Raw genomic sequence first — 26868 nt, 5'->3', positions numbered from 1 at the left:
CTTCAGAAGTACGATGTACTACTTCTACGCTTACGCTTTAATAAGGAGGCGGTAGTAGTGAGTGAGGTTAAACGCCGATGGGTAGTAAATCGACCACCCATCGGGGTTCATGCGCTCATTATTATCAGGGGAGCTACTAGGGGTTACGTACATAACTCCTCCCGTTTTACGATAAAAGCACCATGCAGTAGAAACTCCGTCATAGGACGGGTTAATAGCCACAAACAGCATAGCCCACTGTGCATTACTTATGGCGTTTATTGCGTTCGTAATCGCAGCAGGGTGCCCTACCCACTGCTGATACGCTACAGTCTGCTGTGCGTTAACCTGCGAAACTAAAGTAGCCCCCTGTACAAGTGACCCTGCTACCCCGTAGATACTTACGCCGGACTTTATGTTACCTGCGACGAGGTCCGGCTCAGCAGACTGTAGCTGTGCCGTGGTCACTTTAATCTCCCCAGCTCCTGCACCACCTTTGCGATAACCTTCAGATGGGTACACCGCTAATGCTCCATCTCCCCATTGCCCTACGCCTTGTGCTGGGTCATCTCCTGCAGTTATGACAGGAACACTCCCATTGACTCCTAGTATAGAGGTACCAGCTAGTATTTTGATTGGACTTACTCCAGACAGAGAATCTGGTATGTGATATGCTGTCATCTCATCAGAAACTATCCACTCTTTACCCTGATAAGCTTCCAAGAAGTAAGTTTCACCAGAACTTCTGTACATGTTTGCCATGTTTTTGTTAAATACTCTTTCCAAAGTACCCGTTACTAGTCCATTATCAGTACCTATAGTAGATCCTAGGCGAACATCAGAGGCTGTCGCCGTTCCATACTCACCTCCTTCACCCTGTAACGTAAAAACTGAACCGTCATAAATAACCGTGTACACCCCGCCCTGTACCAAAGGCGGGTTATTACCGTTTGGCTTTTTGATGGACTTGGCCCCCAGGCCGTTAAGGTTAAGTGTGACCGGCCCTGTTGTGGCTGCATGAACTTTGATGGATACCCGCAGCCCGGCGGTCAGTGCTGCCGGTGCCGGAGTGATTGAGGCGGTCAGAGCTGGCGCAGTACCGGCTGTTACGGCAAAAGCCAAAGAACCTTGTACCACATCGGCCAAGGTTTTTCCAGCGTGCAGGTCGGCATCAAGGCCGCTGCCTGCTCCGTCCACTGTTATTAATTTAGAAAGCACATCATTAGCTGTGTATGAGTAGGCTGGTAATGGAACAAAGCCAAGATTGGCACCCATTACAGGACTAGTGTGCACTCCGACCCCTATGCCTCCTGCTACCACAACAGGCAATGCTATTTGCACAACATCCCCCGGCGTAGCATAGATGTTTGGAGCGCCATTAGCATAACCAACAGCCGCATTAATCACAGTCTCAATATGCATCCACCCATCAGCAGGGGTTATCTGCAAGTGTGTGGATTGGACTAAGCCATTCTTTTTTAGCCTGCCGTCTCTGGCAATCACTACCCTAGTGCCGGACTTTGCTCTGATCCAGAAGGATACAGTGAAATTCTTACCTACACCCCCAGCAGGAAAGCTGCTGTTTGCTGTCATCAGGTATGTTGTAGGAACGACACCATTGGGAGAATTAGTACCACTACCCATTGTGTAGGATGCAATGTGGTATTCAGTACCATATCGCGCCGAAGGGCTACCATACATGCTTGTAAGCAAACTAGTGACATCGGCAGTCAATGCTCCACTCACACCACCATTTGTAGAGTTATCGTGGTAGAACTTACCAGCACCAACTACTGTAGTCCCATTCCACGAGGAAAAGAATGGTATATTGGCAAAGGTATTAGAGCAACTAACAGCCGCTGGATTACTATCTGGTCCTACAAATCTTCCACTGTCACCCAACATGTTTGTGACGCCACCAAATGGCAGGTTATCCACCAACACGTTAGCTGAGTTATCCAGCTGCGGAAGTCCGCCTGCGACGTTGTAAAGACTACTGTTTGGTATGCTCACCCATGTACCTTGCCAAACGTCATTCACTTTTCGCCTAATCCACTCAACAGGTGTTCCCGCATCCGAAAGACTTATTGCTCTTTGCACAACATATTTAGTTCCATCTGATGTGCCTGAGTGCGTTTGTACAATAATGTGGAACCAGCTGCTAGAACTAGCCGGAGCGTTAAGCGCCGCATTTACTGTGTAGAAACCTATGGTAAGCACCGTATTTAGGTCCGTTCCGGATGCGAGAACCAAGGCTTTTCCGCTGTCTTGGGTAAGGCTATACTTCTGAACTACATCTGGAATCGTAGTTAACAGAATATCACCATTCGAATCCAGTCCGGGATAACCCAAAGCAACATTTTTCATAGCTGTAGTTTCAATTTCTGACCAAGTAGTCCACACTGGCCCTACTGAATAGTAATTACGAGTGAACATTTTTGGTGAGCCGGTTGTTACACTGTAGTACGTGACGGTTTGATTACAGCCGTATCCATCTCCACCGACCGTTGTTTTTACTTGAAGGTTAAAGGCGTAATCTCCAACAATAGGTCTATTAGCTATAGTTGCAGATACCGCATTACTAGTGGCTACATATTGACCTTCATATATAAACGTGTTTAAGTCTGAACTTGTAGGAATTGGCGTTGCTCTCTTAGAATCTGAAAACCAATCTCCCCAAATTCCTGCGGCAGTCAAATATCTACTAAATGTTTTTAATCCGGATATATCTGTTATTCGCTGAACAATAGCATTCGTACTTAGTAACTTGTACACCTCACATAATCCTTGCGTAAAAGTTGAAGGAGTCCCTGTAACTGTCGTCGTTATATAATATATTCCCGGAACAGTTATCGTATTAATTGAAACGCCTGTGATACTTTGAGCTGTACCATCATTGTTTGTAAGTTTATGTTTTTGAATTTCATAACCGGATTTTGTAACAGTATCATCCGGTATAACCTGAACGGCCAGCGGTAGCGTAGTTTCTGCTCCAGTGTAGAGGGTACCTTGAGTCCACTGCTTGCCTCCGCTTGGTCCTTGATGTTTTATGTGCGTAGTATATGAGTTTCCGTTATTACTACGAGATTCTAGGGTTACTGTCCACTTACCATCTTTAAAGTAGAGGTCTGAAATGGATAAAAGACCTCTTATTTCCCCGGAAACTTCAGTATATTGTGTGCTCTGGCGATTAATAGTTCCTGCACCACTGCCCATAATATCAAGTCTTTTCGTCAACCTACCCTGTGATGGTTGATTACCCCATGAACCTGTTACCGTCACCTCTATGAAACCAGATACATTAGCTCCTGCTGCCAGCGTATAATCGATCTTTTGGTTTATTGAAGACCCATGTGTAGGAGAGAAGACAAATGCCTGTTCAACGTATTGATCTGAGCCAAATTTTATACCTTGGCCAAGAACTACCGATAAGGAATCGAGGGCAGCTACACCATTGGCAACGTTTCTTTGTGACAAAGGTATAGATGCCGTTTTTGCAGCAGCCTCTGCAGCGTCAGCCTTGGCCTGCGCCCCTCCGGTTGTCTCTTTTGCATTCCATGCAGTGCGCTCTGATGCCGTAAGGTGCCGGGTAGTATCATCTGCATGCGCCTTAGCCGCTTCCAGTGTTGTGGCCGGAGCGGTCCGCCAGGACGATTTACCTGTGATGGATTTGATCATGTTGGCCAGCCAGCCCAGCAGGGTTGTAATCGTGCCAGTATCTCCTGTCGGGGCTGTGGTATCAGATATTGTCCGATTGCCTATAACTGCGTCTGATGCCGAGCCAGCGCCACCAGCTCCCGCCGTGAGACCAGCTAGTTTCGTCTTTTCTGAAGATGTAAAGTCTTCTGTTGAGAGCTGCTTGCCGGGAATCTTGTCGACTTTCCCAGAAAGTTGAGTAGTCATGGTAGCCGCGAAATTCGGATCGTTATTTAATGCATCGCCGATTTCCTTTAGCGTATCCAGGGCGGCCGGAGCTGCACCAACCACGTTCTGAATGCGCTGATCTGTCTCCATCTTACTGTAGGTGGTGCTCTTATCTGCCTTTGTTAGCAGTTGAGTATCGGTGTAGGATTTGGCTGATGCAAGCGAAGCGTCTGCCTTTTGTTGCGCTGCAGCCGGTGTCTCCTTGGCATTCCAAGCCGTCCTCTCCGCTGCGGTTAGATGCTTCACGCCATCACTCGCATGCGTTTCAATATCTTCAGACAACTCCACCATATGAGCATGAGCACCTTCGACTCCATCTTCAATATGGTTCAAACGGGCTGATGTGATCCGAGTTCCTTCCTGGACTAACTCATACAGCGGACGTCCGGTCTGCGGGTCCGTCTTCTGCTTCCCAGAAGCATCCTTGATTGGTTTTGTCAGGTCTGGGATCTCGTCTTTCCAGGTCTGTTTGTTATATGCCACCAGAGCTCAGCTCCAATCTCAATATAAATTCAAAGGCAATCAAAAACCCCTTATCGTTTTTGGTAACGGTAAGGGGCTGATCTGCCAGTATGTTGCCATCCACATCTAACAAGGCAGCTCCTAAAAGCTGTTTTCCAATGGCCTGCGTCTCTGTTATATAAATATACTTGCGTACAGCCAGCCCTGAAACAATCGTATTGTAAATAGGGTAGGCCGTCTGCACACCTCCTATATTCACTCGTGCGCTGGCGATGTGGCCATTCAAATCCGTAACCAACTTTTCCAGAAATAACTGCTTAACTACATCTGCCAAAAACATCAGCCTCCTATCGGCACTTCAAACCCACAGATGGGGAAATCCACTCCGTGAGAGTATCCAGTACCTTTAATATTGATCGTTTGTGAAGGAACGGAGGAACTGACCACTGCCCGGCGGATGTGAACCGGACGAATATATTCAAAGTCTGCCTGCAGGCCAACCATATTAACCGGCTGGGAAAGTGAAAACTCAAATTGAATCTCTTTGGCCAAAAAATCCTCTGAGATGTTCAGCAGCTTACCGTGCTGATTGCCAATATCCCGCAATACAGGCAGCCGAAACGGTCGATCACCCCATCGCTTCCGTCGGATCGCCTCCCGGCGCTCATCATTACTCCCCGTTTGGGTCTTCCGGAAGTATATCCATTCCCAGATCCACAAAGCCCAGGTCGACCTGCGAAGTAAAAACTGGTTACTCAAGTCGTCTATTGTCTGTTCACGTTCTGCCATCTCTTTTTCCATTACAGATAAATGTCGGTCCGCCATATCAATTTCGTACCAATACGGTGGAAGCATTTCTCGATATCTCAATGGAATCATGACAAAATCACCTCCACACGTAGTACAGATGATGGTGGCAGCTCAACATCCTCTGTATCACCGTTAAGCATCAGATTGTCGTAATCCTCCACGCCAGGGATGAGCAAAAGCGCTGCTACATAGTTGTAAACGAGCTTCGCACGGCCACTTGCGTAATCCAATACACGCTGCTGGATGGTTGTGGCCAGCGCGGCCAAATCAGCCCCAACAGATAGGAGCAGTTGTGCTTCCAGGCGAACAGTAAAGACCGGTGCCGGATGTACCGCCAAATCATGGCCGGCGATTCGCCGCTCCTCCCACATCCATGCTTTGACCGTTTCTGCAAAGGCTTCGGTTATCGGCTGCCCCACCAGGTCTGTAAGATAGAGATCAATGGAATTCTCATGCCGTTCCTTCTCCCGGGCGATGGCACCACCAACCCCGGCCATCTCTAACGCCCAGGTTTCATAATCCTTCCGCCGTCCACTTCCGATTTCTGTAGCCGCCCGTTCCAGCATGCGTATCCGGAAGGTATCGTCACTTTCCCCTTCCTTCCTTGTCAAGCCAGCCGCCCAACCGTGACCGTCCAAATACTCAGAATCGGCCCAAATAGGAAACCCCTGAAGGAAACCATAGGTCCATAGCACCTGCTGCTCCGCAATTTCGATGGCCAGCGGATACCAAAGGTCGTAAAAATACTCGCCTTCATCCGTAGGCGGCGGGGGCAGACCACGCTCAATCGCCAAAGCTATCGCTCGATTGACCCACCGGCGGTAAATATCCTCCGGAGTCTCCTCCAGGATAGGCATGCTTGGGAGTGCCGGCAGGTCTGTTAATTTAATAGTCATATGCCAATGACCTCCTCCAGTTCAGCATTACCGGCCACACCTATTAAAAAAATGCTCAGGTGCATCTCCTGGCCAGTCCGTTCCATTGACCTCACTTCAGCCCGCTGGATCTCCGCGTGAGCCATCAAGGCCTCCTCGATATCACGCTTGATCTCTACGTCCTCCCAACCGGACCATTCGGACCGTTCGACACCTACCTCGGAACCGTAAAGGACATAACGGAAACGCTCTGTATTCAGGATTTTCAAAGCTGTCTGCACCAAGTACTCTGGATACGTGCGGGTCTTTGTAGGATGACCAGCATCATCAAACACGGCGCGCCGATTTCGATAATCGATGACGTATGTCCACTTAGTCGCAGAGACGACGGATTCCGTCAATTCGACAGCCTCTAAATCTGATAAATCAAGAACAGGAAACAAGCCATCATCCGCCACTGCTTCCCACATCCTTTCCAAGAACGTAATAACGCTGCCCGGTTAGCCGGGAGACGATGAGACGGTCACCCGACTTCAAAGGGCTGGAAATAAACAGGACACCAGTATAAGTGGAGGTCTCCGGCTGCTTCACTTCAAAAACAGCATCCATTCGACGTTCCTGTAGGTACTCAGCAAAGACAAGCTTATCCGCAGGGTAAGGCTCCTGATCGCCATCAACTTGTATAGATGGACTCCCCGGCCAACTGAGCAGCGTTGCACGCTCCGTGTCCCGGGCATCGATGTGACCGGCTGTCTTCTCCCTCAGCAGCTTCAGTGCATCGTTCAACACGGCTATTCCCTCCTTTCCAGTTCAAGCTTCACAGTATACAATCCGTTCTTAAAACTTGATTCTGCACTCTCCACAATCCATTTCGAAGTATGGTCCGTTTTAATCAGCACCATCCAGCCGGCGCGTAACCCTGCAAGTGTATGGTCCTCATGCTTGACGGTAATCTTTTTAATCTGTTTTGCCTGCGACAGAGCCTTCAGGCGCTGCGTGGCGATCGTGGCCGGGTCCTCATCTTCCTCAACCTCAATGATTTCCTCCATTCGGCCCATGGCCTGTACTGCGCCTGCTGCTGTCTTGGTGACAGAGGAAGCCAGCTTATCATCCTTATACTTTTGAGCTGTGACGACAGTATAAGTCTCATCCATGCTATACCCTGCGGTACTGGCCTCCATTTGTTCAGGGATGAAAACAGGAACGCGAGAATTAGTACCCTCTCTTACGACCTGCAGGTAGAAGCTCGTATCAGTCCGGACGACATCGATGTGATATCGGTAGCCGCTGCGCTCATATGCTTTTTGCAACACATCCAGGATGAGTTCTGAGTGTGAAATCGTTCCATACCGTTCGTCCAGGCTAAAACCAAAGGCGGGACAGCGGAAATCAATGCCAGTGGTCTTGATGTATCGCTGCAGCTCCGCGCCGGCTTCCCCTTTAAGATAAGGACGTATACCCTTGTTTTTGGACAAATACCAGCCGATCTCCCGAGCATCAATTTCCCACTCCTGGGAAAATTCATTTTGCTCGTATTTGATAATAGGTCCGTAGAAGAACTGGTTTTTGTGATGAAGCACTCCAACCCCTGATAATTGCTGTGAAAAACACATCAGCAGACCAGCAACCTTAACGTCAGTAGCATCTCGCACCCGTACGGTCATACTCCGGGCTATTTCATCCCTCGCTGATGACCAGGCCAATTCGACAATTGCATCCGTCAGTAAAACACGGTTGCTTTCCTTCCCATATACAACCGCAAAGTTATCCATTTACACTCCTCACTTTTTAGTAGAGGTTTTATCCAGAATTCTTTCCTTTTGAGTCAAGTAATCGAAATTGCCTTTGGCATTATCAGCTGCAGCCTTTGCCTCGGCCTTCTTCTGCTTGTCACTTTTCGCAGTTTCATTCTTTTTGTCTGTCTTACCGGTAGTGTTCGGACGGCTTTTGGATGATTTGGTGATAATCACGCCCGGCTTCAATAGCTGCTGGGTGTTGGAGTAGGAAACGATTTTCACGGGATCGAACTCCACAAAATTGAATGTAATATGCAAATTAGCCCGGCCATCTTTGTACGTGGCTTCGAAACTCTCAAACCACATGGTCTGTGAGAACAGCGATTCGAAGTTGATCACAACCGGTTTGGCCTTCCACTCCTCCATCAGTTTCCACGCCTGTTCCGGAGATTGGTAGGCCACCGTCTCTTTGCCGGTTTCCCAAATTTCCTCCCAGGCCCGCGGGAAGATGACAGAAAAAGAGACTCGCTTCAGCTTCGAAGTGAGTCTCTTACTGGTCTTCTCCTCCCCAGTGATTACTGTGAAGGAATCAATTTCATTGCTGCTGGTAATCTGGATCTCCGCCGGCGTAATCGGAAAGGTGAACCGGTTCTTGTCTCGAATCATGGTCAGCATGCTTATCCCCCGCTTTCCAGAGCCTTGTACAGCTCCTCGCCAAATATCTTCCGGAACAGCGCCCTCCCCTGCGGGCTGGTCAGCATTTTCGCAAATTCAGCAAAGTTCGTTATTCCCTTGGCCAGTTCGCCAAAGTCGATATTGATATTCTCGATTACGATGTCGCGGATTGCTGCAGGTGCCTGCGCCAGTGTCTTCGCCACCGGGATGCTCGACGATCTCATACCCACCGCTCCGCCATCGGCATAGGGCCGCACACCAAGCAAACTACCGGCTTGCTCCCATAACGCTCTCCCCCGCTGACTCCGCTGCCGTGACAACGGTATGATCATCTCTGGACCGGCTTCACCGACCAGGCCCATGTGAGGTGAACTGATCAGACCACCATCGGCATACTTCTTCTTACGTTTCTTCCGGCGACCAAAGAATCCGGAAATGCCGTCATATATTTTTGTGGCCAACTTCTCTCCACCGATCGTTCCCAGCAGGCCACCAATCGCTCCGCCAACAGCCGTACCTACTCCCGGCATAAGGAAGGTTCCGAGCAGAGCGCCCGTTGCTGCGCCGCCTGCCATGCCTCCCCCGATTCCTCCAGCTACTTTAGCGGCCTGCCGTCCACGTTTTCCCTTACCTGCAAACAGGATATCCCAGCCATCCATCGCATAACCAACAGGTCGGACCACTTTACCGAGCAGCTTTGTCCCCTTGGCAAAAGTCTTCATCTTGGTAGCCTGCCTGCGGAGCTGATGGCCTGTTGCGCGTATCTTATAGGCATCGGTAAGACTGCTCGCCTTGCTCATGGCCTTGGTGTAACGCTTCAACCCATATTTCTTCACCATTTCAAGTGAACCATGGATGCCCTCTGCGTAACCGGCACCGTAGCCAATACGGTCATTGTTATCATCAATGTATGCTTTAGCCTGATAAGCATGAGTCCGCAGCGGCTGAGCGCCAACAATACCGCCGTTTGCATAGGCACGGACGCCCAGCATTGCACCCGCTCTCTCCCAAAGCTTCACCCCACGCTGCCGGCGCCCTGCCGACAGAGGAATAATAGCTTCCGGCCCTGCCTCACCGACCAGCCCGATATGAGGCCGAGTGATAATATCTCCGTTTGAGTAAGCAGCACCCCCGCTGGACCTTGTTGATGCAGGAGCAGCAAAAGATATTGTTGCTCCTGCTCCAGTCAGAGTCGACAAGATACCCATAGCTCCGATCGCAGTCGTCCTGAGCTCTGGAAATTTGCTCTGCATTCCCTGAGATAAGCCTGTAATAATTCCGCTGCCCCAGCTTTGACTTTGGCTTGTAACCGTTTGGATCGATTGCAGCTGCTGTTTGGTCTCATCTGCAGCAATTCTTGCAGACGTCCCGACACCGAGTAAGCTAAGCCCTGCAGCACCGGCTCCCGTGACAATACCATCAGTACTTGTCTTGGTAGTGCTTCCCAAAAGCTTCGCTTGAACGGATGTCCCCTTCGCAGCAGTTCCCACTGCAACAATACTACTCTGTGCAGTTGTGGATTCAGTGCTTTTCCAAACTCCGGCAAGCTCTGTCTTCACTTTGCCTACATCTTGCAGGACGCCACTCTTCTCAATAACGCCGTTGAATGCGGGCAGCAACCCATTTTTCGCAACCTCTGAACTGAACCGACTAAAGGAAGCTTTCAACTTTTCCTCTTGCTGCGGCGTCATGTTACCGAAGGTCACTTTCGCTTCTGGCGGGACTTTGACAGCAGCTGCAGCAGGCTCGTCCTTCTTCTTGTCCTTCCCTGTTATCCAGTCCCCAATAAAGTAAATACCGTCGACTGCCTTCTTTGTCCACCCCGCATTGTCAGCCATGGAACCAAGCTTCTCACCAACCCAGCCGCCGGCAGCGGCACCTGCTACAGTACCAATTGGGCCTGCTAATGATCCGACTAAGCCTCCAAGGGAGCCTCCAACAAAACTTCCTGCCATTGACCCGCCAGTATTTGATAATCCGGATTTTAACCCTTCATCTTTGGAAGCCTGGTATAAGTCATAACCGGTTAGACCGACAGTTGCCACAGTACCTGCGATTCCAGCAACCTTAAGAGCTTTTTTTCCACCTTTAAATACGCCCTTCAGGAGACCGCCCCTTGCAGGAACATCTGATACATCCGAGATAATTTCCGGAATAGCTGATGTTCCCCGGAGTCGAGCCGTATTTCGGTATGTGACCCGCCCACGCCTCGCAGCAACATCTGGAATTGAATCCACATCTGGAATATTAGTAGTTCGTGTACCACGGCGGGCTCTGATCGAGCCTCCTGTGCTGCTGCCACCCGTCGTTGTTCGGGTGGTTGAACCAGATGTGCCGGTGCGCCCACGCCGGGTTAACCTACCTCCTGTTCGACTTCCCTGCCCTCCAAGAGAGCCTCCCAAACCACCCGCTTCATTAAGATAAACCACACTTGCATTTACAGTCATGGATGATAAAGAGTTCAGTCCTCCACCCAAACCACCAAGTGATCCACTAGTCGTGCCACGACGGAGGGTAAATCTACGACGGGTAGGAGTGCCCACTTCTTCAATAGCAGGTGAAACCGTTCGTCTTTCAAGTATTCCTTTGGCAGAGCTTAGGACTCCTTGTCCCGTATTCCATACCTTTTTGCCTGTTCTCACTGCCTTCGCAGCACCAACAGTTCCAACAAGTACAGCAAGCCCAGTATTGATAACATTAAAGTTATCACTATAAAAACTGGTAAGCTTGCTGACAAATCCAACGACCTTTGAACCAAGCTCCTGTATTTCGTCCTTATTTTCTGTGATAAGAGTATTGAATTCTTGCAGTGCAGGCAAGACAGCCGTCGAAAGATTAGCCCCCAGGTCCTGCATCTGCTGATCGATCTGAGCACGGGTCTGAATGATATCTTGCATCGGATTGGCAGCCTGTTGAGCTTGTACCATTCTCTCTGTCGTTCCAGAAATCCCGGTGGGCGCCGGCTGAAAAGGTACTTGAAAGGTTTTAAGAACAGCAAGCCCGTTGTCCTCCGCAGTTGCCGAGCCTAACGAAACCAGCGAAGCTTTCAGCTGACTCTGCGTTTGACTGGCTAAATCAGCAACCAGGGCCATCAGAGCACCCTTTGCACGCTGTTCATCTCCGGAATTGATATCACCAGTGAATGCCGCGGCTTGCTTCGCTGCGTCGTTCTTCCCAGCTCCGCGCAAGGTAAAGTACTTTTCCATGTCCCCTGCATCGAGGGCCTTTACGCCGAATGTTTCTTTGATGAAGTCGGCGGGCTTGTCGAAATTGAAGGCTCCTTCCTTCACGCTCTGCGTCAAGAAGTTGGCCATCTGTCCAGAGTTCGCTCCGGTGTTCTTAAAATATCCGGAATACTCCCAGAATGTATCGAAGAGGTCCTGCTGCCGATCGCCAACCTCTTTATAGGCATACATCATGCTGTCAGCAACGGAAGCGTATGTTTCGCGGAAGGTATCTGAAGATTGTGCCAGCGCACGGTTAACTTCTTCAGCTCCTGCATCCGGCCGGATATATTGAATCTTTGATGAAGCACTCAGGAAATCACTGGATTGCGATTTATCCCGGACCAGTGGAGCCAAATCAGCTAATTGTCTGGCCCCTTCCGTCTGAGAAGGAATAATACCCTGAGCATTTAAGTCTTTGACAGTCTGAAGGCCTTGATCACGCGCAGCTGAAGGCAATAAGGCCGCACTGCGGGAAGCTTCGGAATAGTAGTCCATCACATTTCCGAATAAGGCGTCTTTGATTCCGCCGCCGATCAGAATTGCGCCAGCTGTTGCCGCCAAAGTGGTTAATCTTGAGGAAATTCCGTCAATGACTGGGCTGACCCCATCTTGCGCTTGAATATGCACCCGTGAATCGCTCATACCACGGATCTCATCATCTGCACGAGATGCAGAACGTCGCAGATCCTCTGCTCCAGAACGCGCACGCCGGAAGATATCATCAACGTTCGCTCTTCCCAGCCGGCGCGCCTCGTCCGAAGCGTTACCGACCCGGCTTCCTAAATCATCCGCTGCGCTCCGGGAACGCCGAAGATCAGATACCAGGTTGTCCCCCATCTGTCCTGCAGCCCGGCGGAAGTCGAGTAAATCATCAGTTGCCCCGCGGAGTGCTGTTCGTATATCCCGGACAGCACCGGATATAAGGTCCTGCGCTTCGAACGGGACTGTCACTTTTGTTGTCGCTGCTGCTATGGTTGTTCACCCCCATCCTGCCTATTTCTTGTTGGCCAGGCGTTTGGCTTCTTCTTCAGCAATCATCCCAGCGGCAAGACAGAAAAAATACTGCCGCTGCTTGTCCACCTCATAAGGCAGGACCTCAGCCGGCAGTCGCTTCTGGTTCATCCAAAAAGATGCTACCCAGCTTGCTTCTCCGTCTTGCTTAATGAGTTTTTTGCTTCTTTCAACAGCTCATCCTTGGTTTCCTGGAAATTGCGTACAGCCTTACTGAGCTCAGCGTAATCTGCAGGGTTATCCAGGACGCGTGGCGGCAGCTCATATTTACTGATGCAGCTATAGGCCAGCAACAAATCTTTATTGTTCCAATCGAAATCGTGCTCCGTTGCCTTGACGATCATCACATCGATCTCGTTATAGGATTCCTTCGGATCACCGTTTTCCTCATAGGCCAGTTCGTAAGACCGACGCACTTCGATGGTGGTCAAACGGCGAACAGACCATTCTTCTCCGTCCGCCGGCACAGTAATGGTATCATCGTTCCGGCCTGCTTTGCCCTTGGATAGATATTTTTCTAATTTATCGCTCATTATGTTCGTTCCTCCAATTTTTATAGATATGAGTAAGAAAAAGAGACGGTTGCCCGTCCCTATGCCATGTAAGCTGGGAACTGCTCTATGAAATCAAAGTCATTGGCAGTACCAGACAATGTAATGTCGATACCGTTGTTCTCATCGATCTTGGCAACGAGCAGATCCATTTCATCATGGATATGCACACCGCTGATCATCACCCGCTCCACATTCCCGCTTTGCATATCTTCGAGGGAACCGGTGATTCGGTCCAGGTACATTGTCTTACCCGCCTTGAAGTCGGCCAGAAGGCGGTAACGAAGGGCAGACTCCAACTTCGACATAACCAATTTCACCGTGATTTCATACCCAACAATCTGCTTCGTCTTGGACATCTTCCGCGCACGGATAATGTCCAGCGTCTCCGGCTTCAGGATAACTTCTACTTCTTTGATGGTCTGAATTGAATCTCCGTTATCATCCTGCACAGATAAATTACGGCCAATCAGCTCGCGTTCCATGGATTACGCCACCTCCCAATCAATATTAAAGATTTCAATCGCATCGAGCGGCTTTGCCGACAGGGAAAAGTATGCGTAATCTGCGTCGCTCACCTTTGTCGGGTGCTCGGTAAAGGTGAATTCATCACCGATGGCCTTCTGTTGCGCCCGCACCTTCAGATAGCTGACGACCGCAGCAATAAACAGCCCCCGGCCGTCCTTGTCATTGTCCAACTTGGCCTTATTGGCTTTACCGGCAGCGTAGATGTCGTTCAAGATCTGGTCGATTGTCATCGACACGCGGATTTTCCCAAAGTCTTCCCGCTCCCCAGCTCCCAGGGTGGTCAGAGTGTTCACAGCAGACTCGATAATATAGTCGTAGCCGTCTCGGGTGGCCATAAGGGTGCCTTCGGACAGACCTTTCAGCACTTCACTATGGCTCCAGTCCACCTTTGCTTCAGTCATAGGCACCTTTACTCCAGTGAAGGACTTATTTGCAGGCGTTCCCGCCACCAAGCCGGCCACCCATGCCGCCCACTGAAGGGAACCGTAGCTCTTACCGTTGATGTGCTCACCAGCCAAAGAGCAGTTAATGATAAAGCGGGCGTTTGCTGCGCGGCTGCGGGTATTGTGGATCTCAATATCGTCGTCTGCAGAAGCTGCACCAGCAATGACCAGCTGCGCCAGCTTGCGGGCCTTACTGCGCCGATCCAGCAGCCACTGCTTGGCAGCAGCCTGCACCGCCGCCTCAGAGGACGGCAGATAGACCACATCAAACACCAAGCCGTCGATCCGGTTGAAAATGCCACTCCAGTTTGCGGCGGTGATTGTCGCAGTACCCGTAACCCCGCCGGCTAACTTCGTGTAGGCCACATCTGCCCAGGCTGTTGAACCGGTGCTTTTAAATCGGACCATGTTGGACTTCTTCAGTTGTTCAACAGCTTCGGACTTGTCAGCTACAAGAAACGTCTCGGTATCAAAGATGCCTTTGGTGTCCCGGATGACAATTTCCTTCTTACTGGAATCTACCAGGGCGGCACGAATCATATATTCAAAATCATTGCCACGCGTTCCAGGGTAACGGGCTTCAATGGTGTAGCTACTGGCGACGGAAACGGATGCTGCTACCTCGCTACCGTTGGTGACGCGGTAACCAACCACGGTCGCCCCATTCTCTGCCGCCAGCTCCAGTTCATCAACCAGCAGCCCGCTCTCCTTGAACCGCTCCGACTGATCCGCCATATCCACCGCTTTGTTCGGCAGGCCCCACTCCGCTTGATACGGTATCAGTACGCGACCGGATACTGACAGGATACGCGACTTCGCCACTGCCTGTAGTTCCACATACGCACCCGGTCTACTCCGTTGTATCGACATTCACAATTACCTCCTTTGTTGTTAAGCCAAAATAGGACTCCACTTTTTGAATAACCTCCTGCTGCGATAGCAGGGCATCATCAACACAATCAAAAAGAGCGCCAGCGATCTCAAAGCGTTCCCGCTTCATGACCACTGCGCTCTCGATCCATTCCTGTTTTGTTCGCTTGTTTAACTCACCCAGGACCATCCCATCAATAGGCTGGCGAATCTGTTTTTTAATGTTCATGATTAAGTTCCTCCTTCCTTTTTTGGACAAAAGAAAAACCGCCCTACTGATAGGCCGGTTTCTTACTTCAAGAATTTTCACCTAATCTTCTTTTAAAATCCTCCGCTGCGCAGACTTTTTCATGTTTGTCCCACCAAAGAAACTCTTGATTCTGAGAAAAAACATATCTTTCCGAATACATAGCTGTCCAACTATTCAGCTTAGCAACAAAGCTTCTGTTCGGTGCTTCTCCAATTATCGGATGAACATCTTCGAAACGTCCCAATAATACTACTCTAGGACTCAAGGGAACACTTACTTCTGTCTTTAGAAGCGCGTGGCCTGGGGAGCTGTATATTCCTTCGAAAGGAATAACATTTCGAAGACACACTGGATTATCAGAAGACACAAAATCACCTAACTCTGGCGGGCTATAACATACGCTCCATCTCCGACGACCAAGAGGCTCAATAATAGCATCTAGTCGAGTCATAAAGTTTTCCATATGAAAGTTGTTATGAAAGCTTATTTCATAATCATCTCTGTTAATAAATTCTTTCAGTTGCTCATGAGTCAGATTGAGCTTCTCTCCAGTTTTATTCTCAAAATTCCTTTTTTGATGCTCAAAATACTCTTCATGGTGGAACCCCACTTGAGTCGCCAATTTGTATAACTCAGCAGTTTGTTCACTAAAGTGCTTTCTTCTCGCGGGAGTGCGTTCACTTAAAAGAGCAATGAAATTTATAAGCCAATTGTAATCCTCAGATCCTGGCAATGGTATTTGGAATGTTTCAATAATCCCTTTAATTATTTGCTTTGCTCTTCCTTCTACCATGGAGAAAATATCTTCAAATGTTTTTGAATCTTTACCGGTGATTGTCTCAACTGTATGGAAGTCTTTCTCGAATGCTATACTTTTGGGCCTAGATCTCCATTGGTTACCATTGGTTTGATCAAATACCCAAAGCTTAGAATGCTGAGTTCCATCATCTGTAAAGTTAGAAAGATAAGAAACAGGTATATAATGATGTCTTTTAGGGTTATTCGCTTTTTCGTCCAATGAACACACCTCTCTATGAACGGCTACTTCTACAATGATCCAGTTACAAGTATATTCTAGCTTAGATCGACATAAAAATCATTGATCTTTTTAGTTGTACCACCACTGGTCTCATGCTGTTTCGGGACATGTAGTAAATATGAATACCTGAAGGTGACTTCCGTCCGGTCATTCAATGACCGCGTGCGCGGAGCCTCGATCACCATCATAATGCCGAATCGTTGTGAAGCCACGCAGAACCGCTGCTGACGAAGGTACAGGAAGAAGGGAGATAAATCCAAGGAGACCGGCTCTCCTGCGTCCTCTGCCCCACTATGTACAGTGTCATAATGAAATACCAGGCCCACATCCTCAATGATCCGGTCTGCCCGCGGCGTGTGCGCCTTATCAGAGACAAGATCCGTCTCAATGAATACACTCGGACGATCAAACTGCCCCCCCAGCCAGAGGGAACGATCTCGAAGAATCGGCAGCTCCGGGTATATCCGCTGCACGAGTTCTGCCCATGCTTTCAATCCCACATCCATCATGACAGTATCCTCCCCAGCTCCTTCTCCAGCCGCTTCGTAATCAGTGCATTCATACCGCCTTCCAACTGCTGAACAGCAATATCAAAGTAATGACGGCCAATGAAGGAACGAGGCTTGGCCATAAATCCGCCCTTCGCTCTGGGATCATAGACAAATGTTCCATTGGATGCCCAATAGCCCGGGACAAAATGAGCCTTGTGAATAGTGTAGCCGTCATTCAGCAGCCTTGGATACCCGCGCTTACCGGGGTCGCTGCTGCTTGTCCCCAAATTCGATCCGACCTCCAGCGTAATGCTGTTCCGGTCGACATCCCATTCCCAGACGTTACCGTCGGCTCCGCGGGTAAAGGAGTTCCACATGGTCCCGGTATCGATGAGGTCCTGCTTGTCGATTTCATCGATGATAAAGTTTAGCAGCGTCTCGCCCACGGCCTCTGCAATGTTACGAAGAATCTGATTCACACCTTCGTCGCTCAGCTTCTTGAATTTCTTGGCCAAACCATCAAAATCATGCATGTTCACTGCCCTTCACCTCGCAAGTCACCAATAGCTCACGCCAGTAACGGCGCGGGTTTGAGTCAATCACCAGATACCTGCGTCCGAACAGTAACACTTCGTCACTGATCCGGACGTCCGCTGTCTTCGGAACACCGATTGTCTTTTTGACAATGTACAAGACAGGTGTGGTTTCTGCCTTGGCATCCGTCTGCGTCTTAACAACGAAACACTTCAGATCCGCGACCTTCCCCGCCTTCCGATCGCTAAAAAGGTTGTCCGCATCCGACTGGCGGCCGACCCGGTAAACCGCCAGCGGGGTATTCATGCGGTGATTCATAGCAAATAAGCCGTGATGTTCCCGTCATCCGGCCCAGACTGCTGCTTTTTGACCCACAGGAAGAGGATAGAGTCCACATCGGCATTCCCTGTAGTCTTCCCTTCTACTGCCTGCCGGGTATATGTCCAGGCACCGTCACTTTCCGCTGAATAGCCACGGGCGACGGAAGCAAGGTATTCTTCGCTGTCCTGCAGAGCCAGAGACTCCGCCAGCTTCACCCAGGCTAACATGAGCTGCTTGTCTGCCACCTCCGGGAATGGTAAGGGCAAATACAGCTCGATACGGGTCTGCGCATCATCGATGTACTGCCCGAGCTGAACGTCCGTAGCCTCCTGCACGGCGCTGACACGGCTGCGGACCTTAAGGAGTATTGGTGTTAGCATCCGGCACACCGCCGCCTTCCAACGCCTTCAGGGCAGCAATTAACTCCGGTTTCTTCAGGTCAGTAAAACCTTCAATGCCGGCCTTCTTCGCCTTATCCTTCAACTGGGAAACGTTCAGATCTTCCAAAGGAATGACCTTCTCCGCTTTCACCTCAAAATCAGGATGATCATGCAATTTTTCCAGCACTACCGAATCTTCCACCAGTACCGGCTTAGCCGGCTCAAAGCGAATACTATACAGCCTCAGAGAAGCGTTTTTTCCCCGGTAAGTTACGTATGGCATTAGAATTCCACCCCTTCCACATAGGCAAGAGCTTGCGGCTCTTCGAAGATGGCATCAAAGTCAGAGTGGATCGCATAGAAGCGCTTATCGGTCCAGATTGCTTCTTTGCCCTCGGTCGTCTTCCGGATCTGCATATCGTAGGTATGGACCATTGCGAAGTTTGGCTGATACGTAAAGAGAATCGCACCTTCCGGCATACTCCAAACCTCTTCGACATCATAAGCATTGATTTTCTTTGTGCCACCCATGATCTGCAGCTGAATCGATGCACTGGTATCTTTCTCGGCCAGCATCTGAAGACGTTCGCTGAAGGTATTTGGGTGCATGAAATATTTGAACACGCCGCCGGCTCTGTACCGGGTCGGGATTGCCCGCTCCACTTCAAACAAAACCCCAGTCTTCTCTTTCGCCGAAAGCGTACTCCAATCCAGATAATGTCCCGTTGTTCTGGCCAGCTTCAGCCAGCCGTCATTAATCGTCAGGAATTCGTAATCCGGGTCTGTGTTAGGTGTATTCGTATCCCCGTTAAAGGCAATGTCCTGCATATTCTCTCCGTAGTTGTTGGCCATGTTGCGCATGATGATTTCTTCAGCATTTTGACCGCGAACCCGCTGCGTCTGGCGGATAAACTCTTCAGTGATGTCGAAAGGTAGCACTACCGGTTCTACCGAATAAGGAATCTGCGGAAAGGTCAGCCCTGGTGTATTGGTCGCCATGATGTTCTCTTTTTTACCGCGCATGTTCCGGCCACGTACACCGACCTTGTCGATGGTCCCTTTGGAGCTTTTCCGGTTCTCATGACGAATGCCTTTTAGAAAGTTATTCGCCTCATAAGCCATATCGGTGAAGGCTTCGACTTCCTCATAGTTCAAGGCATTTTGGTCCATCGTGGTTACAATGGTGGATTTCTGAATGCTAGATCTGGTGATAATACCGTTTGTTTTCATAGTATGCCCTCCTCCTTCGATTACAGGAAGCGTCCGAAACTAACGGCGCCTTCTGATTTGCTGATTTCTTCTTCATCACCTTGTGCGGAAGCACCGCGACTATTCTTCACCAGCTGTACATCAGCTGCCAGCGTCTGCATCTGCTCACTCAACGGTGCCAGGGCTTTGGTGATGGCATCTGTAATAGCAGTCTCTTCTGCGGTCTCAGCCGGAGCTGTGCCGCCTGCAGGTTGCTCACTCTCGACGCCTTCCTCTTTCTTCAACTCCGCAATCTCTGCAGTCAGGCCTTCTACCTGCTTGGCGATCGGGGCCATTGCGGCCGTTACAGCCTTGGCAATATCTTCAGCTTTCAAATTGTCTTCCTCCTCGTGCTCCTCTTGTACGGGAGCCGTCTTATTTTTCAATTCAGTCAGCGCTGCGATTGCATCATCGACGTGTTTCAGGTTGTTGGCAGAAATCTTCTTGCCAGCCTTGGCGATTTGCTCTGGCGGTGTGCCGATGGCTTTGACGATATCCTCCTTAGTAAGCACATCCTCAGCAATATCAATAAAGTCCTGCAGCGCCTCCCGGATGGTCTCCGGATCTGTCTCCATGCCACTCTGCCAAGTGTCCCAATTAAAAAGAACCGAGTTGAGGGCATCTTGCGCCGCCCAAAATTCTCGGTTCTTCCGGTTCTTATGGTATTTATCAGCGACCGCGCCCTTCTCAATCAGGCCCAGCGCTTTGGCGATTCGGTTCAAAATTCCCTTGGATACCTCCTCTTCCTCTTCGATTTCTTCCCGCTTCCCTACACCCCACATACTGAAGCCAGTGATCTCGCCTTTCTTGATGGACTCCCAGGTTTCGTCATCCGTCACTTTCACGGCTGCCACCCAAGAGCCCTTCACAATTTCCTGCTCACCGAGCATCATGTCGCAGGGAGCAATGTAGGATTCAATGACAAATCCCTTGTCAACTTCGAGATCATGCTGCTTGTCGATGTTGTAGGTGTGCTGCTTCTCCATGAAGAGATGAGCAGCCTTCTCAATCTCGACTTCATCCATTTGATCGTTATGAGCATCGGCCACATCGGGCTGATACACCACACCTTTAACGATACGCTTGTCATCATCAATCTTGGCGATCTGGACCTGCTTGTGTATGGCGCCGGCTTGATTAGCCTTTTGGGCCTTGATAATAGCAAACGGTACGCCGTTGGCTCCCTTGTCTACCAGAGAGATATGCGTGATCTTGGCGTCTTTTAATTTGTAAGACATGTCTTCTGTTTCACCTCCTTTCACAAATAGGTAAAAAGTGGTATAATTCCATTAATGTATGTTGAGGCCAGGGTCACTGGGGTTTAGGAATCTTGCACATCCAGCGAATATCGCTTTTGCCGTCTCTCTTATTCTCATGCGTTTCGCAAGTCATAGACTAACATCTAATACTTGTAAAACAAAAAAGGGGGCGATGCCAATGAAGAAAAGAGTTATGAAATTCAGCAAAGAAATGTTGGCTGTGGGGCTTGAATCGATATGGGCATTTTCAATTAGTTGCATCGCTGGCATGGTCCTAGCCTGAGCGTATATTAATACCAAAAACCGCTAGCTTCTAAATGAACTAGCGGTTTTTGGTTATCCATCTTTTAAATCAGTTCATCACTGACTGCATTGTGCAGCGGCAGCGGATGATCTCCTCAGCGCGTCCGGACGGATCTCCCGGAAACATCAGCTTACTCTTACCGACAACAAAAGGCTTATCCAGCGGTTGCACTTGGCCGTTAGCTTTACGGTGTGTCTTCCGGGTGCGGTCACCCTTGGAAGAACGCCATTTCTTACCGTTGACCACCTCGGACTGCTTCCAGCCCTCCAGTTTGCCGCCGTTGGCTGCTGCCGTGCTCATGGTCCGGGAAACAGTAATAGCCCGCTCCATGTTAAACGGGCCGGCTTCACCTTTGACAGCCTCCGCGCTGATCTCGCGGACCAGCAACGCCCGCTCGGAAGGTGTCTTCCCCTCCTTGATGGCTTTCTGGAAGGAACGGGTCATGACATCCGCGCTGGTGCCGTTCATATCCGGAACAAGTTTCTGCAGGTTCTTCGCAAAACGGGATGCAGCCTTGTTCTTGGTGGACCAGGTCTTGTCGGTATTCAACACCGTCAGCTCCGATTCACCAGCCAAATGATACAGCGGCGTGAAAGAGTCATATACCGCCTGCTCAAACTGGACAGTAAACAAATCGCCGCTTTGTACGGACTTTATAACCTTGCCCAGCTCCCCGATATCAAGCAGCAGATCCTCGCTGAGCTCTTCAATGGCATCATGCAGGGCCTTCCCCTGAAGCTCAAGGATCTCGGCTATCCGGGTTTCACCCTGCTTGTACAGCTCCTCCAGTACGGCCCTCTCGGCATGGGTCAGCTCCAGGCTGTCCAGGAACTCGGTGTCGTCCGCTTTTGCGATGAGCTCCCAGCATTCCTTACACATGGCCCGCGGTCTCCTCATGGCTCTGCCGCAGCAGACGTTTGGCAATAGTGGCCACACGTTCCTGCAGATCGTTCACATCGGAATCAGGTTCAGGCACGGTTATAGCCGGCTGGCTGTTCACAAGCTGTGCAATCGGTGTATCTAGGTATTCGGTGCTGTACTTGGATTCATCAATAGTGGTATCCAGCACTTCTTCTGCAATAGGAATCAAATCCCGGACCAGCATAATACCGTTATCTGCGATAAAGTCCAGCAGCGCCTTGCGGTCTTCCGGATCGATAATCCGCGGCCCGCGCAGGGTCGCCCGCACGCGGAAGATACCCATGGCCGGGAATAGCCGTTTATTGAAGATCTCATCCATAATCCACTTACGGTAAGGCTCAAAGACTTGCTCCTCTGCAAACCGCAGCGCGGCCTGCGCCGTGGCGCGGTTGTAATCGGAGCTCTGGCCAACCAGAATCGGCGGCAGCCGGAACGATGATAGAATGTCGACCTTCTTGTCCTTCCCATATTCAAGGAACAAGGCATCCTGCTGGAGCAGATCATTCAGCTTATCCAGCTTGATGGCCACCTTCTCGACCTTCTCGTCCAACGGCCCTCCTGTTTCCTCCCCTATTGCTTCTAGATAGAGAATGCCGCCTTGTGACTGAGCCCCCTTAACATTCCGTAGTAGCTCCATGGATTGCTTGGTAAGCCGGCCATTGGTCACTGTCAGCAGCATGGAAAGCATACGGCCATTTGAGAAATAGGAGACGTTTAGTTCCTCTGCTTCTCGGCTGCCGACCACTCCCGGCGCGTTCCCGAACCAACGCGGTTCCCCATATGGACCGTCATTTCCTAGCTTCAGGGGGATAATCTGATTGCCCTGACCCTCTGTTCCGAACGGCCTGAACCATACCACTGACTGCCCGCGCTTCATAGCATACTTCCGGGAGTAAATATCCTGAGAAAACTCCTCGACCTTCTTCGATGATCGGATCAGCCGCTTCCGTTTGATCGTCACCTTATCGGTTTCCCGGGTACAACGAACGAACTTCGGATTGATCCGGTACAATGTAGGGAACTCACTGCCTGCAGGCCAGGCGACCTCCACATTTGCATTCCCGCTGCTCTCAATATCCTCAATGAGAGAGCTGATGATCTCATCCGGCGTATCCTCAAGGTTGCAGGTCTCCAGAAACTTGTCAGCCTTGTTCCACTCCTCCAGTGCCGTCTGGTCGCTCTCCCCCGGAATGTACTCCAAGGCAATGCCGTATCCGGCAATGTTCCGCTTGTATGCCTCAATGCACTGCGGGATAATGTTGCTGTTCTTGACCAGCAGCTTGCAGGATGCAGGGTCGTTCCCTGGCGGGAATGGCAGCAGCCCGTGCTGGTCGTAGAGGTTTTCGAAGCTATCCGGCAGTTGCGCGCTGGAAGGGATATGCCGGTCCTCTGCTTTTGATATCTGGAACCACTGCGCTTCACCGCTCATTCATTACACCCACCCCACATTTTCATCTGATCGCTCCTCTCTGTCCTTTTTCCGCTGCTTCACACGCTGCAGCAGGTAATCTGTATGGATGCCATATCGGCGCGCGTCACAGGTATGGTCATTCTGCTTAATGGGCTTGTCCTCGCCGCGTTCGGCAGCTTTTTCATCCCAAACGTAAGACACCAACTCCTGAAGGGAATTGGTGTTGTCAGCACAGATATACAATTCATTGAGTTGGAACCGGTTGGACACGGTCTGTATGCCGTCCAGCACCGTATTCACGGCAGCCCGGATGTTTGCAATGCCCCGCTTCTGCAACTCAATAATAAAAGCCTTTGCTGACGGGTCGATGAAGATTGCATACTCATCGCCGTCAAGAAAGGCTTCCAGGTCATCAGCGTATTCGCCATTTGTTTTCTCACCCTTGCGGCGAATGTTGTGATAATACTCATCCAGCTCATAATAGATATTCCCGCGGACTCCGTATTTTAAGAACGCTGTCGGGTTATTGGCCCCGTAGTCGATACAAATGAACTTACGGTCAAACTTGGCCGGGAACCATTCCCTTGCCTTTTTATGGATCGCGTCATCAAACTTGGAGAAGATGACTCCTTCTGCCATAACCCACAGGCCCAGGATGTACCGCTGATAGAAAATCCCGCTGTACATGCGCCGGTACCGCTCGCGTACCCGCTCGGAGAGAGACAGGTTGTCCTCCATTGTGAAGTGCAAGTGCAGCGCATGCTTCTTCTGCAGCTGATCGAGCCATTCCATCTTGAACCAATGATACGGGCCAGCGGGGTTGCAGTTAAACCAAAGCTTGGCACCGTCCACGGAACAGCGTGCGGTCGCCTGATCCACAAAGGACTTCGGCATCAAGGCCACTTCATCAAAGAACATGCCGGCCAGCGTAATTCCCGCAATTAGATCCTGCGAGCTTTCATCTCGGCCACCAAATAAGAAAAACCGGTTGCTGATAAGCCCCCGGTTAACGGTCAGTACATTTTCAGATCGATTGTCATGAACGTGATAGCCACGACTGGCCAACATGCGCTTCAGCGGACCGACTACATTACGACGGAGCGCGCCGATTGTCTTACCCGACATGCCAAACTGCTCGCCTCGAAAGGTATCCATCGCCCAGGCAATAAAAGAGAACGACATGCAGACCGTCTTGCCGGCCCGGACAGAACCATCACAGATAATTGCATCCTTATCATTGTGAGGGCTATCAGGCGTCCACCAGGTCAGAACTTTAAGCTGCTTCTCAGAAAAAGGAGACCACTTGAACGCCGGCGATTTGAGTTTAAGCTTTGCCATCGTTGCTCCACACTCCCGACGCCATGCCCTTCAGCGCATCGATAAAGCCATCATCCTCGAAGTCTTCCTTACCACCACCGCCACGGAGCATCTGCAGCTCATATTCCATGGTTTCGATGCGGATACGCTTCTCGTCATCGGTCAGCCGGTTCTTAAGCTCAATGGCCCGGATTTTCTTATCCTGAATGCGGGTCAGTGCTTCCTCCAGTTTCACAATGTCATCCAGCTTGCGAAAGCCTTTCTCCTCGATCTTGGATTCCATCATTTCATTGCGGCTATGCGGGATCTTTTTCGTGATGCCCGTCTTCTCATCATGGATTGTAGCGACTTCCTTGATCGCCTTCAGTTCATAAAAGACATTACGCTCCGTTTCAGTAAGGCCATCCATCAGGGCTTTGATCCGCTGCATCATACGGCGCTCCCGGATCGTTAAAAGGTACAGAGATTCATTCGCCTGGATGATCGGATCAGTGTCCACCTGATCGATGAGCAGCTGCTCGGTTTCGGTCAAGGTATCGAGCCAGATCGTTTCATACTCACCGGTGGTTACGGCCTTTTTGTTTCCAGGCGGCCCCCCGGCCCCACCGCTGTTCCCCTTCGCGTTTTGATTGCCTGGAGGAGCACCGCCGCGATTCCCAATTGCGTTTCTGTTCCCTTTGGGAGCGCCGCGAAGTGGAGCGCTCCCATACGTTCCAATTGGAGCGCTTCCTTTGAATTCAGGAGAAACGCTCCCTTTGAGCTCTTCTTCCCAACCGTCCATCGTCTTCCACTTTCGGACTTTGCTGTCCTGAATAGAAAGAGCAGCGGCGATGTCCTTAAGCTTCATCATTCCGCCGCTCTCCAGCCACATCTGCTTTGCCTTATCCCGCTCGGGACTGCGTTTTCTAGCCATGTTACATGTCACCACCCCCAACAAAAAAGAACGCCCGAGGGCGTTCTTAATGAGTTACTGTAAGATTATATTTTCCAGCATGCCATTCAAAATACTTTTTGGTATTCTCATTCCAGTGAAGACTGCTTTGTCCTTCAATCTCAACTATTTTCTCTAAGAGATCAGTTGTGACTGGCATACTCAGATTCTTGTGAATCACTCCGTCTTTAAGATAGATGTAGCCCTTTTCATAAAGATCATCACAACCAAATTTGCACATTGGCATAACAATATTCTGATAGTCTAATCTCTCTTCTCGAGAGCACTTCGATCTCTTCTTGATGTGAGCAGCCACCAACATGTTTACAGGATAATGTTTTCCGCAAATACCGCAGTATCCAGATTTCTTGTTCTTGAAGAGTCGTTTCCGAAGAAATGGCTGCTCTTTTCTTCCTCTCCCCGAATGACTGGTATCCAGATCGCCTTCAATTTCTAAGCGGAGTACCTCTTCCATGTATTCCTCTTCCGTTACCTCAGGAAGATAAATCTCGCTCATTAAATCAAAAGCTGTAAGAATTCGTTCACTGCGCTCTTCGTTAAGAACCGAAAATCCCTGAATAACAAAATTATCCGCATATCCAACAACCTGATTGAACTGAGAATACGGAATCTGATGAGAGTTTACTTCATCCAAGAAGTACATATACTCCCATGTTTGACCTTCTTTATCATAATTCCATAAACGAGCAGCCAAATCCTTATTATGAAGCTTATGTGTTACTACACCTGAACCAAACACGTGACCATTAGCAGAAAATAAAGTTACATCTCCTACTTGAATTTTCCCCCACTTATTTACGTTAACGTTGCCTTTCCCAGGAGTAACTCCCCAAGTCGGAACCCGTCCGTCTGGATAAAGAGTTTCAATTAATTCTATATCTGCAGCTGTTAAATACTCTGCAAGAACTGAGATTGAGACTGGTGATTGAATCGTATTTTCATAGTGTTCTCGTGCATCTTTATTGCCAGATGGTTGTAATATAACTCTCTGCATAGAATCCTCCTACAGTTCGGTGTACTTCTTGTTGGATCCGAATGCTTTATTAATCGGGTATTTCTCAGCATTCTTTTCAAGTTTTTCAAGCAACGCCTGCCTCGGATCAATTCCAAGGTCGTGACACATCAATAAGGCGTAGTACATCACGTCCGCTAGCTCATCTTGAATCTCGTCTCTTTTCTGGTCTAAAGCCTCATCACTACTTTTCCATTGAAACAATTCCAGAAGTTCGGATGCCTCCAGGTTTAATGAAATGGCGAGATCCTTAGGATTATGAAACTGAGCCCAATTTCGTTCCTCTCTAAAAGCGACAATTTTCTTTATGATTTCATCCAAGACTACTCACCTCAATC

Annotated in this window: 28 protein-coding genes; all 28 read right to left on the bottom strand. The window is 49.8% G+C overall.

All coding sequences use genetic code 11. The features are described 5' to 3' along the window. Positions 1 to 30: 30 nt before the first annotated feature. Positions 31 to 4386, bottom strand: a complete 4356-nt coding sequence (locus NSQ73_RS14200; RefSeq protein ID WP_340986916.1) for a pyocin knob domain-containing protein — start codon at positions 4384 to 4386, stop codon at positions 31 to 33. Beyond that, positions 4376 to 4699 (bottom strand): hypothetical protein, encoded by a 324-nt coding sequence (locus NSQ73_RS14195; protein WP_152679657.1) that lies wholly within the window; start codon positions 4697 to 4699, stop codon positions 4376 to 4378. Before NSQ73_RS14195 ends, NSQ73_RS14200 begins: the two co-directional genes overlap by 11 nt. A gap of 5 nt (positions 4700 to 4704) precedes the next feature. Next, positions 4705 to 5244: a hypothetical protein gene (locus NSQ73_RS14190; RefSeq protein WP_340986915.1), complete on the bottom strand. Its 540-nt coding sequence runs from the start codon at positions 5242 to 5244 to the stop codon at positions 4705 to 4707. Next, on the bottom strand, positions 5241 to 6071 hold the full coding sequence (locus NSQ73_RS14185) for a baseplate J/gp47 family protein (RefSeq protein ID WP_039291867.1): 831 nt from the start codon (positions 6069 to 6071) through the stop codon (positions 5241 to 5243). Before NSQ73_RS14185 ends, NSQ73_RS14190 begins: the two co-directional genes overlap by 4 nt. Then, complete coding sequence (locus tag NSQ73_RS14180) at positions 6068 to 6508, bottom strand: DUF2634 domain-containing protein (protein WP_340986913.1); 441 nt, start codon at positions 6506 to 6508, stop codon at positions 6068 to 6070. Before NSQ73_RS14180 ends, NSQ73_RS14185 begins: the two co-directional genes overlap by 4 nt. Then, entirely contained in the window at positions 6498 to 6839 is a 342-nt protein-coding gene (locus NSQ73_RS14175) for a DUF2577 family protein (RefSeq protein ID WP_340986912.1), read from the bottom strand. Before NSQ73_RS14175 ends, NSQ73_RS14180 begins: the two co-directional genes overlap by 11 nt. A 2-nt stretch (positions 6840 to 6841) precedes the next feature. Next, complete coding sequence (locus NSQ73_RS14170) at positions 6842 to 7822, bottom strand: XkdQ/YqbQ family protein (RefSeq protein ID WP_340986911.1); 981 nt, start codon at positions 7820 to 7822, stop codon at positions 6842 to 6844. A gap of 9 nt (positions 7823 to 7831) precedes the next feature. Beyond that, positions 7832 to 8461 carry a hypothetical protein gene (locus NSQ73_RS14165; protein WP_340986910.1) on the bottom strand — a complete coding sequence of 210 codons (630 nt, stop codon included), beginning with the start codon at positions 8459 to 8461 and terminating at the stop codon, positions 7832 to 7834. 2 nt (positions 8462 to 8463) lie between these two features. Beyond that, entirely contained in the window at positions 8464 to 12330 is a 3867-nt protein-coding gene (locus NSQ73_RS14160; protein WP_340986909.1) for a hypothetical protein, read from the bottom strand. A gap of 351 nt (positions 12331 to 12681) precedes the next feature. Further along, positions 12682 to 12810, bottom strand: coding sequence for a hypothetical protein (locus tag NSQ73_RS14155; protein ID WP_340986908.1), 129 nt, complete (start codon positions 12808 to 12810; stop codon positions 12682 to 12684). 11 nt (positions 12811 to 12821) lie between these two features. Further along, positions 12822 to 13232: a hypothetical protein gene (locus NSQ73_RS14150; RefSeq protein WP_340986907.1), complete on the bottom strand. Its 411-nt coding sequence runs from the start codon at positions 13230 to 13232 to the stop codon at positions 12822 to 12824. A gap of 59 nt (positions 13233 to 13291) precedes the next feature. Then, positions 13292 to 13735 carry a phage tail tube protein gene (locus NSQ73_RS14145; protein ID WP_340986906.1) on the bottom strand — a complete coding sequence of 148 codons (444 nt, stop codon included), beginning with the start codon at positions 13733 to 13735 and terminating at the stop codon, positions 13292 to 13294. A 3-nt stretch (positions 13736 to 13738) separates the two neighbouring features. Next, positions 13739 to 15091, bottom strand: a complete 1353-nt coding sequence (locus NSQ73_RS14140) for a phage tail sheath subtilisin-like domain-containing protein (RefSeq protein ID WP_340986904.1) — start codon at positions 15089 to 15091, stop codon at positions 13739 to 13741. Further along, positions 15072 to 15320, bottom strand: coding sequence for a hypothetical protein (locus tag NSQ73_RS14135; RefSeq protein ID WP_340986903.1), 249 nt, complete (start codon positions 15318 to 15320; stop codon positions 15072 to 15074). The genes NSQ73_RS14140 and NSQ73_RS14135 overlap by 20 nt, the downstream gene beginning before the upstream one ends. A gap of 67 nt (positions 15321 to 15387) precedes the next feature. Continuing rightward, the gene (locus tag NSQ73_RS14130) at positions 15388 to 16359 is read right to left on the bottom strand and encodes a DUF4238 domain-containing protein (RefSeq protein WP_340986902.1); all 972 of its coding nucleotides are present in this window, start codon (positions 16357 to 16359) and stop codon (positions 15388 to 15390) included. A gap of 56 nt (positions 16360 to 16415) precedes the next feature. Then, positions 16416 to 16889, bottom strand: coding sequence for a hypothetical protein (locus tag NSQ73_RS14125; protein WP_340986901.1), 474 nt, complete (start codon positions 16887 to 16889; stop codon positions 16416 to 16418). Beyond that, on the bottom strand, positions 16886 to 17404 hold the full coding sequence (locus NSQ73_RS14120) for an HK97 gp10 family phage protein (RefSeq protein WP_340989271.1): 519 nt from the start codon (positions 17402 to 17404) through the stop codon (positions 16886 to 16888). Before NSQ73_RS14120 ends, NSQ73_RS14125 begins: the two co-directional genes overlap by 4 nt. Continuing rightward, complete coding sequence (locus tag NSQ73_RS14115; protein ID WP_340986900.1) at positions 17397 to 17723, bottom strand: hypothetical protein; 327 nt, start codon at positions 17721 to 17723, stop codon at positions 17397 to 17399. Before NSQ73_RS14115 ends, NSQ73_RS14120 begins: the two co-directional genes overlap by 8 nt. Continuing rightward, positions 17720 to 18106 (bottom strand): hypothetical protein, encoded by a 387-nt coding sequence (locus NSQ73_RS14110; RefSeq protein ID WP_340986899.1) that lies wholly within the window; start codon positions 18104 to 18106, stop codon positions 17720 to 17722. The genes NSQ73_RS14115 and NSQ73_RS14110 overlap by 4 nt, the downstream gene beginning before the upstream one ends. After that, positions 18084 to 18293: a Rho termination factor N-terminal domain-containing protein gene (locus tag NSQ73_RS14105; RefSeq protein ID WP_340986898.1), complete on the bottom strand. Its 210-nt coding sequence runs from the start codon at positions 18291 to 18293 to the stop codon at positions 18084 to 18086. The genes NSQ73_RS14110 and NSQ73_RS14105 overlap by 23 nt, the downstream gene beginning before the upstream one ends. Positions 18294 to 18388: 95 nt before the next feature. Then, complete coding sequence (locus NSQ73_RS14100) at positions 18389 to 19336, bottom strand: major capsid protein (RefSeq protein WP_340986897.1); 948 nt, start codon at positions 19334 to 19336, stop codon at positions 18389 to 18391. Between the two features lie 20 nt (positions 19337 to 19356). Next, positions 19357 to 20592, bottom strand: a complete 1236-nt coding sequence (locus tag NSQ73_RS14095) for an XkdF-like putative serine protease domain-containing protein (RefSeq protein ID WP_340986896.1) — start codon at positions 20590 to 20592, stop codon at positions 19357 to 19359. Positions 20593 to 20965: 373 nt separating this feature from the next. After that, positions 20966 to 21796, bottom strand: coding sequence for a phage minor head protein (locus NSQ73_RS14090; RefSeq protein WP_340986895.1), 831 nt, complete (start codon positions 21794 to 21796; stop codon positions 20966 to 20968). Next, a complete protein-coding gene (locus NSQ73_RS14085; protein ID WP_340986894.1) occupies positions 21789 to 23267 on the bottom strand; it encodes a phage portal protein in 1479 nt (492 codons plus the stop codon). Before NSQ73_RS14085 ends, NSQ73_RS14090 begins: the two co-directional genes overlap by 8 nt. Before the next feature lie 3 nt (positions 23268 to 23270). After that, positions 23271 to 24587 (bottom strand): PBSX family phage terminase large subunit, encoded by a 1317-nt coding sequence (locus NSQ73_RS14080; protein WP_340986893.1) that lies wholly within the window; start codon positions 24585 to 24587, stop codon positions 23271 to 23273. Continuing rightward, positions 24574 to 25479, bottom strand: a complete 906-nt coding sequence (gene terS / locus NSQ73_RS14075) for a phage terminase small subunit (protein WP_340986892.1) — start codon at positions 25477 to 25479, stop codon at positions 24574 to 24576. The genes NSQ73_RS14080 and terS overlap by 14 nt, the downstream gene beginning before the upstream one ends. 46 nt (positions 25480 to 25525) lie before the next feature. Continuing rightward, complete coding sequence (locus tag NSQ73_RS14070) at positions 25526 to 26512, bottom strand: HNH endonuclease (RefSeq protein WP_340986891.1); 987 nt, start codon at positions 26510 to 26512, stop codon at positions 25526 to 25528. Between the two features lie 9 nt (positions 26513 to 26521). Continuing rightward, positions 26522 to 26851 carry a nucleotide pyrophosphohydrolase gene (locus NSQ73_RS14065; protein WP_340986890.1) on the bottom strand — a complete coding sequence of 110 codons (330 nt, stop codon included), beginning with the start codon at positions 26849 to 26851 and terminating at the stop codon, positions 26522 to 26524. Positions 26852 to 26868: the final 17 nt, after the last annotated feature.

The sequence above is a fragment of the Paenibacillus sp. FSL R10-2736 genome (assembly GCF_038000245.1).
Taxonomy (GTDB): Bacteria; Bacillota; Bacilli; order Paenibacillales; family Paenibacillaceae; genus Paenibacillus_AQ; species Paenibacillus_AQ phytohabitans.
Note: the sequence above shows the minus strand (reverse complement) of the source record. Positions and strands in the feature narration are given on the sequence as shown.

Excerpts from the sequence above, each read along its gene's own strand:
- NSQ73_RS14160 (WP_340986909.1), bottom strand. The coding sequence starts at position 12,330 with ATGAGCGATTCACGGGTGCATATTCAAGCGCAAGATGGGGTCAGCCCA.
- NSQ73_RS14145 (WP_340986906.1), bottom strand. The coding sequence starts at position 13,735 with ATGGAACGCGAGCTGATTGGCCGTAATTTATCTGTGCAGGATGATAAC.
- NSQ73_RS14170 (WP_340986911.1), bottom strand. The coding sequence starts at position 7,822 with ATGGATAACTTTGCGGTTGTATATGGGAAGGAAAGCAACCGTGTTTTA.
- NSQ73_RS14070 (WP_340986891.1), bottom strand. The coding sequence starts at position 26,512 with ATGCAGAGAGTTATATTACAACCATCTGGCAATAAAGATGCACGAGAA.
- NSQ73_RS14120 (WP_340989271.1), bottom strand. The coding sequence starts at position 17,404 with ATGCATGATTTTGATGGTTTGGCCAAGAAATTCAAGAAGCTGAGCGAC.
- NSQ73_RS14135 (WP_340986903.1), bottom strand. The coding sequence starts at position 15,320 with ATGAACATTAAAAAACAGATTCGCCAGCCTATTGATGGGATGGTCCTG.
- NSQ73_RS14085 (WP_340986894.1), bottom strand. The coding sequence starts at position 23,267 with ATGAGCGGTGAAGCGCAGTGGTTCCAGATATCAAAAGCAGAGGACCGG.
- NSQ73_RS14110 (WP_340986899.1), bottom strand. The coding sequence starts at position 18,106 with ATGCTAACACCAATACTCCTTAAGGTCCGCAGCCGTGTCAGCGCCGTG.
- NSQ73_RS14190 (WP_340986915.1), bottom strand. The coding sequence starts at position 5,244 with ATGATTCCATTGAGATATCGAGAAATGCTTCCACCGTATTGGTACGAA.
- NSQ73_RS14115 (WP_340986900.1), bottom strand. The coding sequence starts at position 17,723 with ATGAATCACCGCATGAATACCCCGCTGGCGGTTTACCGGGTCGGCCGC.
- NSQ73_RS14095 (WP_340986896.1), bottom strand. The coding sequence starts at position 20,592 with ATGTCTTACAAATTAAAAGACGCCAAGATCACGCATATCTCTCTGGTA.
- NSQ73_RS14080 (WP_340986893.1), bottom strand. The coding sequence starts at position 24,587 with ATGGCAAAGCTTAAACTCAAATCGCCGGCGTTCAAGTGGTCTCCTTTT.
- NSQ73_RS14155 (WP_340986908.1), bottom strand. The coding sequence starts at position 12,810 with ATGAACCAGAAGCGACTGCCGGCTGAGGTCCTGCCTTATGAGGTGGAC.
- NSQ73_RS14125 (WP_340986901.1), bottom strand. The coding sequence starts at position 16,889 with ATGATGGATGTGGGATTGAAAGCATGGGCAGAACTCGTGCAGCGGATA.
- NSQ73_RS14100 (WP_340986897.1), bottom strand. The coding sequence starts at position 19,336 with ATGAAAACAAACGGTATTATCACCAGATCTAGCATTCAGAAATCCACC.
- NSQ73_RS14185 (WP_039291867.1), bottom strand. The coding sequence starts at position 6,071 with ATGACTATTAAATTAACAGACCTGCCGGCACTCCCAAGCATGCCTATC.
- NSQ73_RS14165 (WP_340986910.1), bottom strand. The coding sequence starts at position 8,461 with ATGCTGACCATGATTCGAGACAAGAACCGGTTCACCTTTCCGATTACG.
- terS (WP_340986892.1), bottom strand. The coding sequence starts at position 25,479 with ATGGCTAGAAAACGCAGTCCCGAGCGGGATAAGGCAAAGCAGATGTGG.
- NSQ73_RS14140 (WP_340986904.1), bottom strand. The coding sequence starts at position 15,091 with ATGTCGATACAACGGAGTAGACCGGGTGCGTATGTGGAACTACAGGCA.
- NSQ73_RS14150 (WP_340986907.1), bottom strand. The coding sequence starts at position 13,232 with ATGAGCGATAAATTAGAAAAATATCTATCCAAGGGCAAAGCAGGCCGG.
- NSQ73_RS14090 (WP_340986895.1), bottom strand. The coding sequence starts at position 21,796 with ATGTGTAAGGAATGCTGGGAGCTCATCGCAAAAGCGGACGACACCGAG.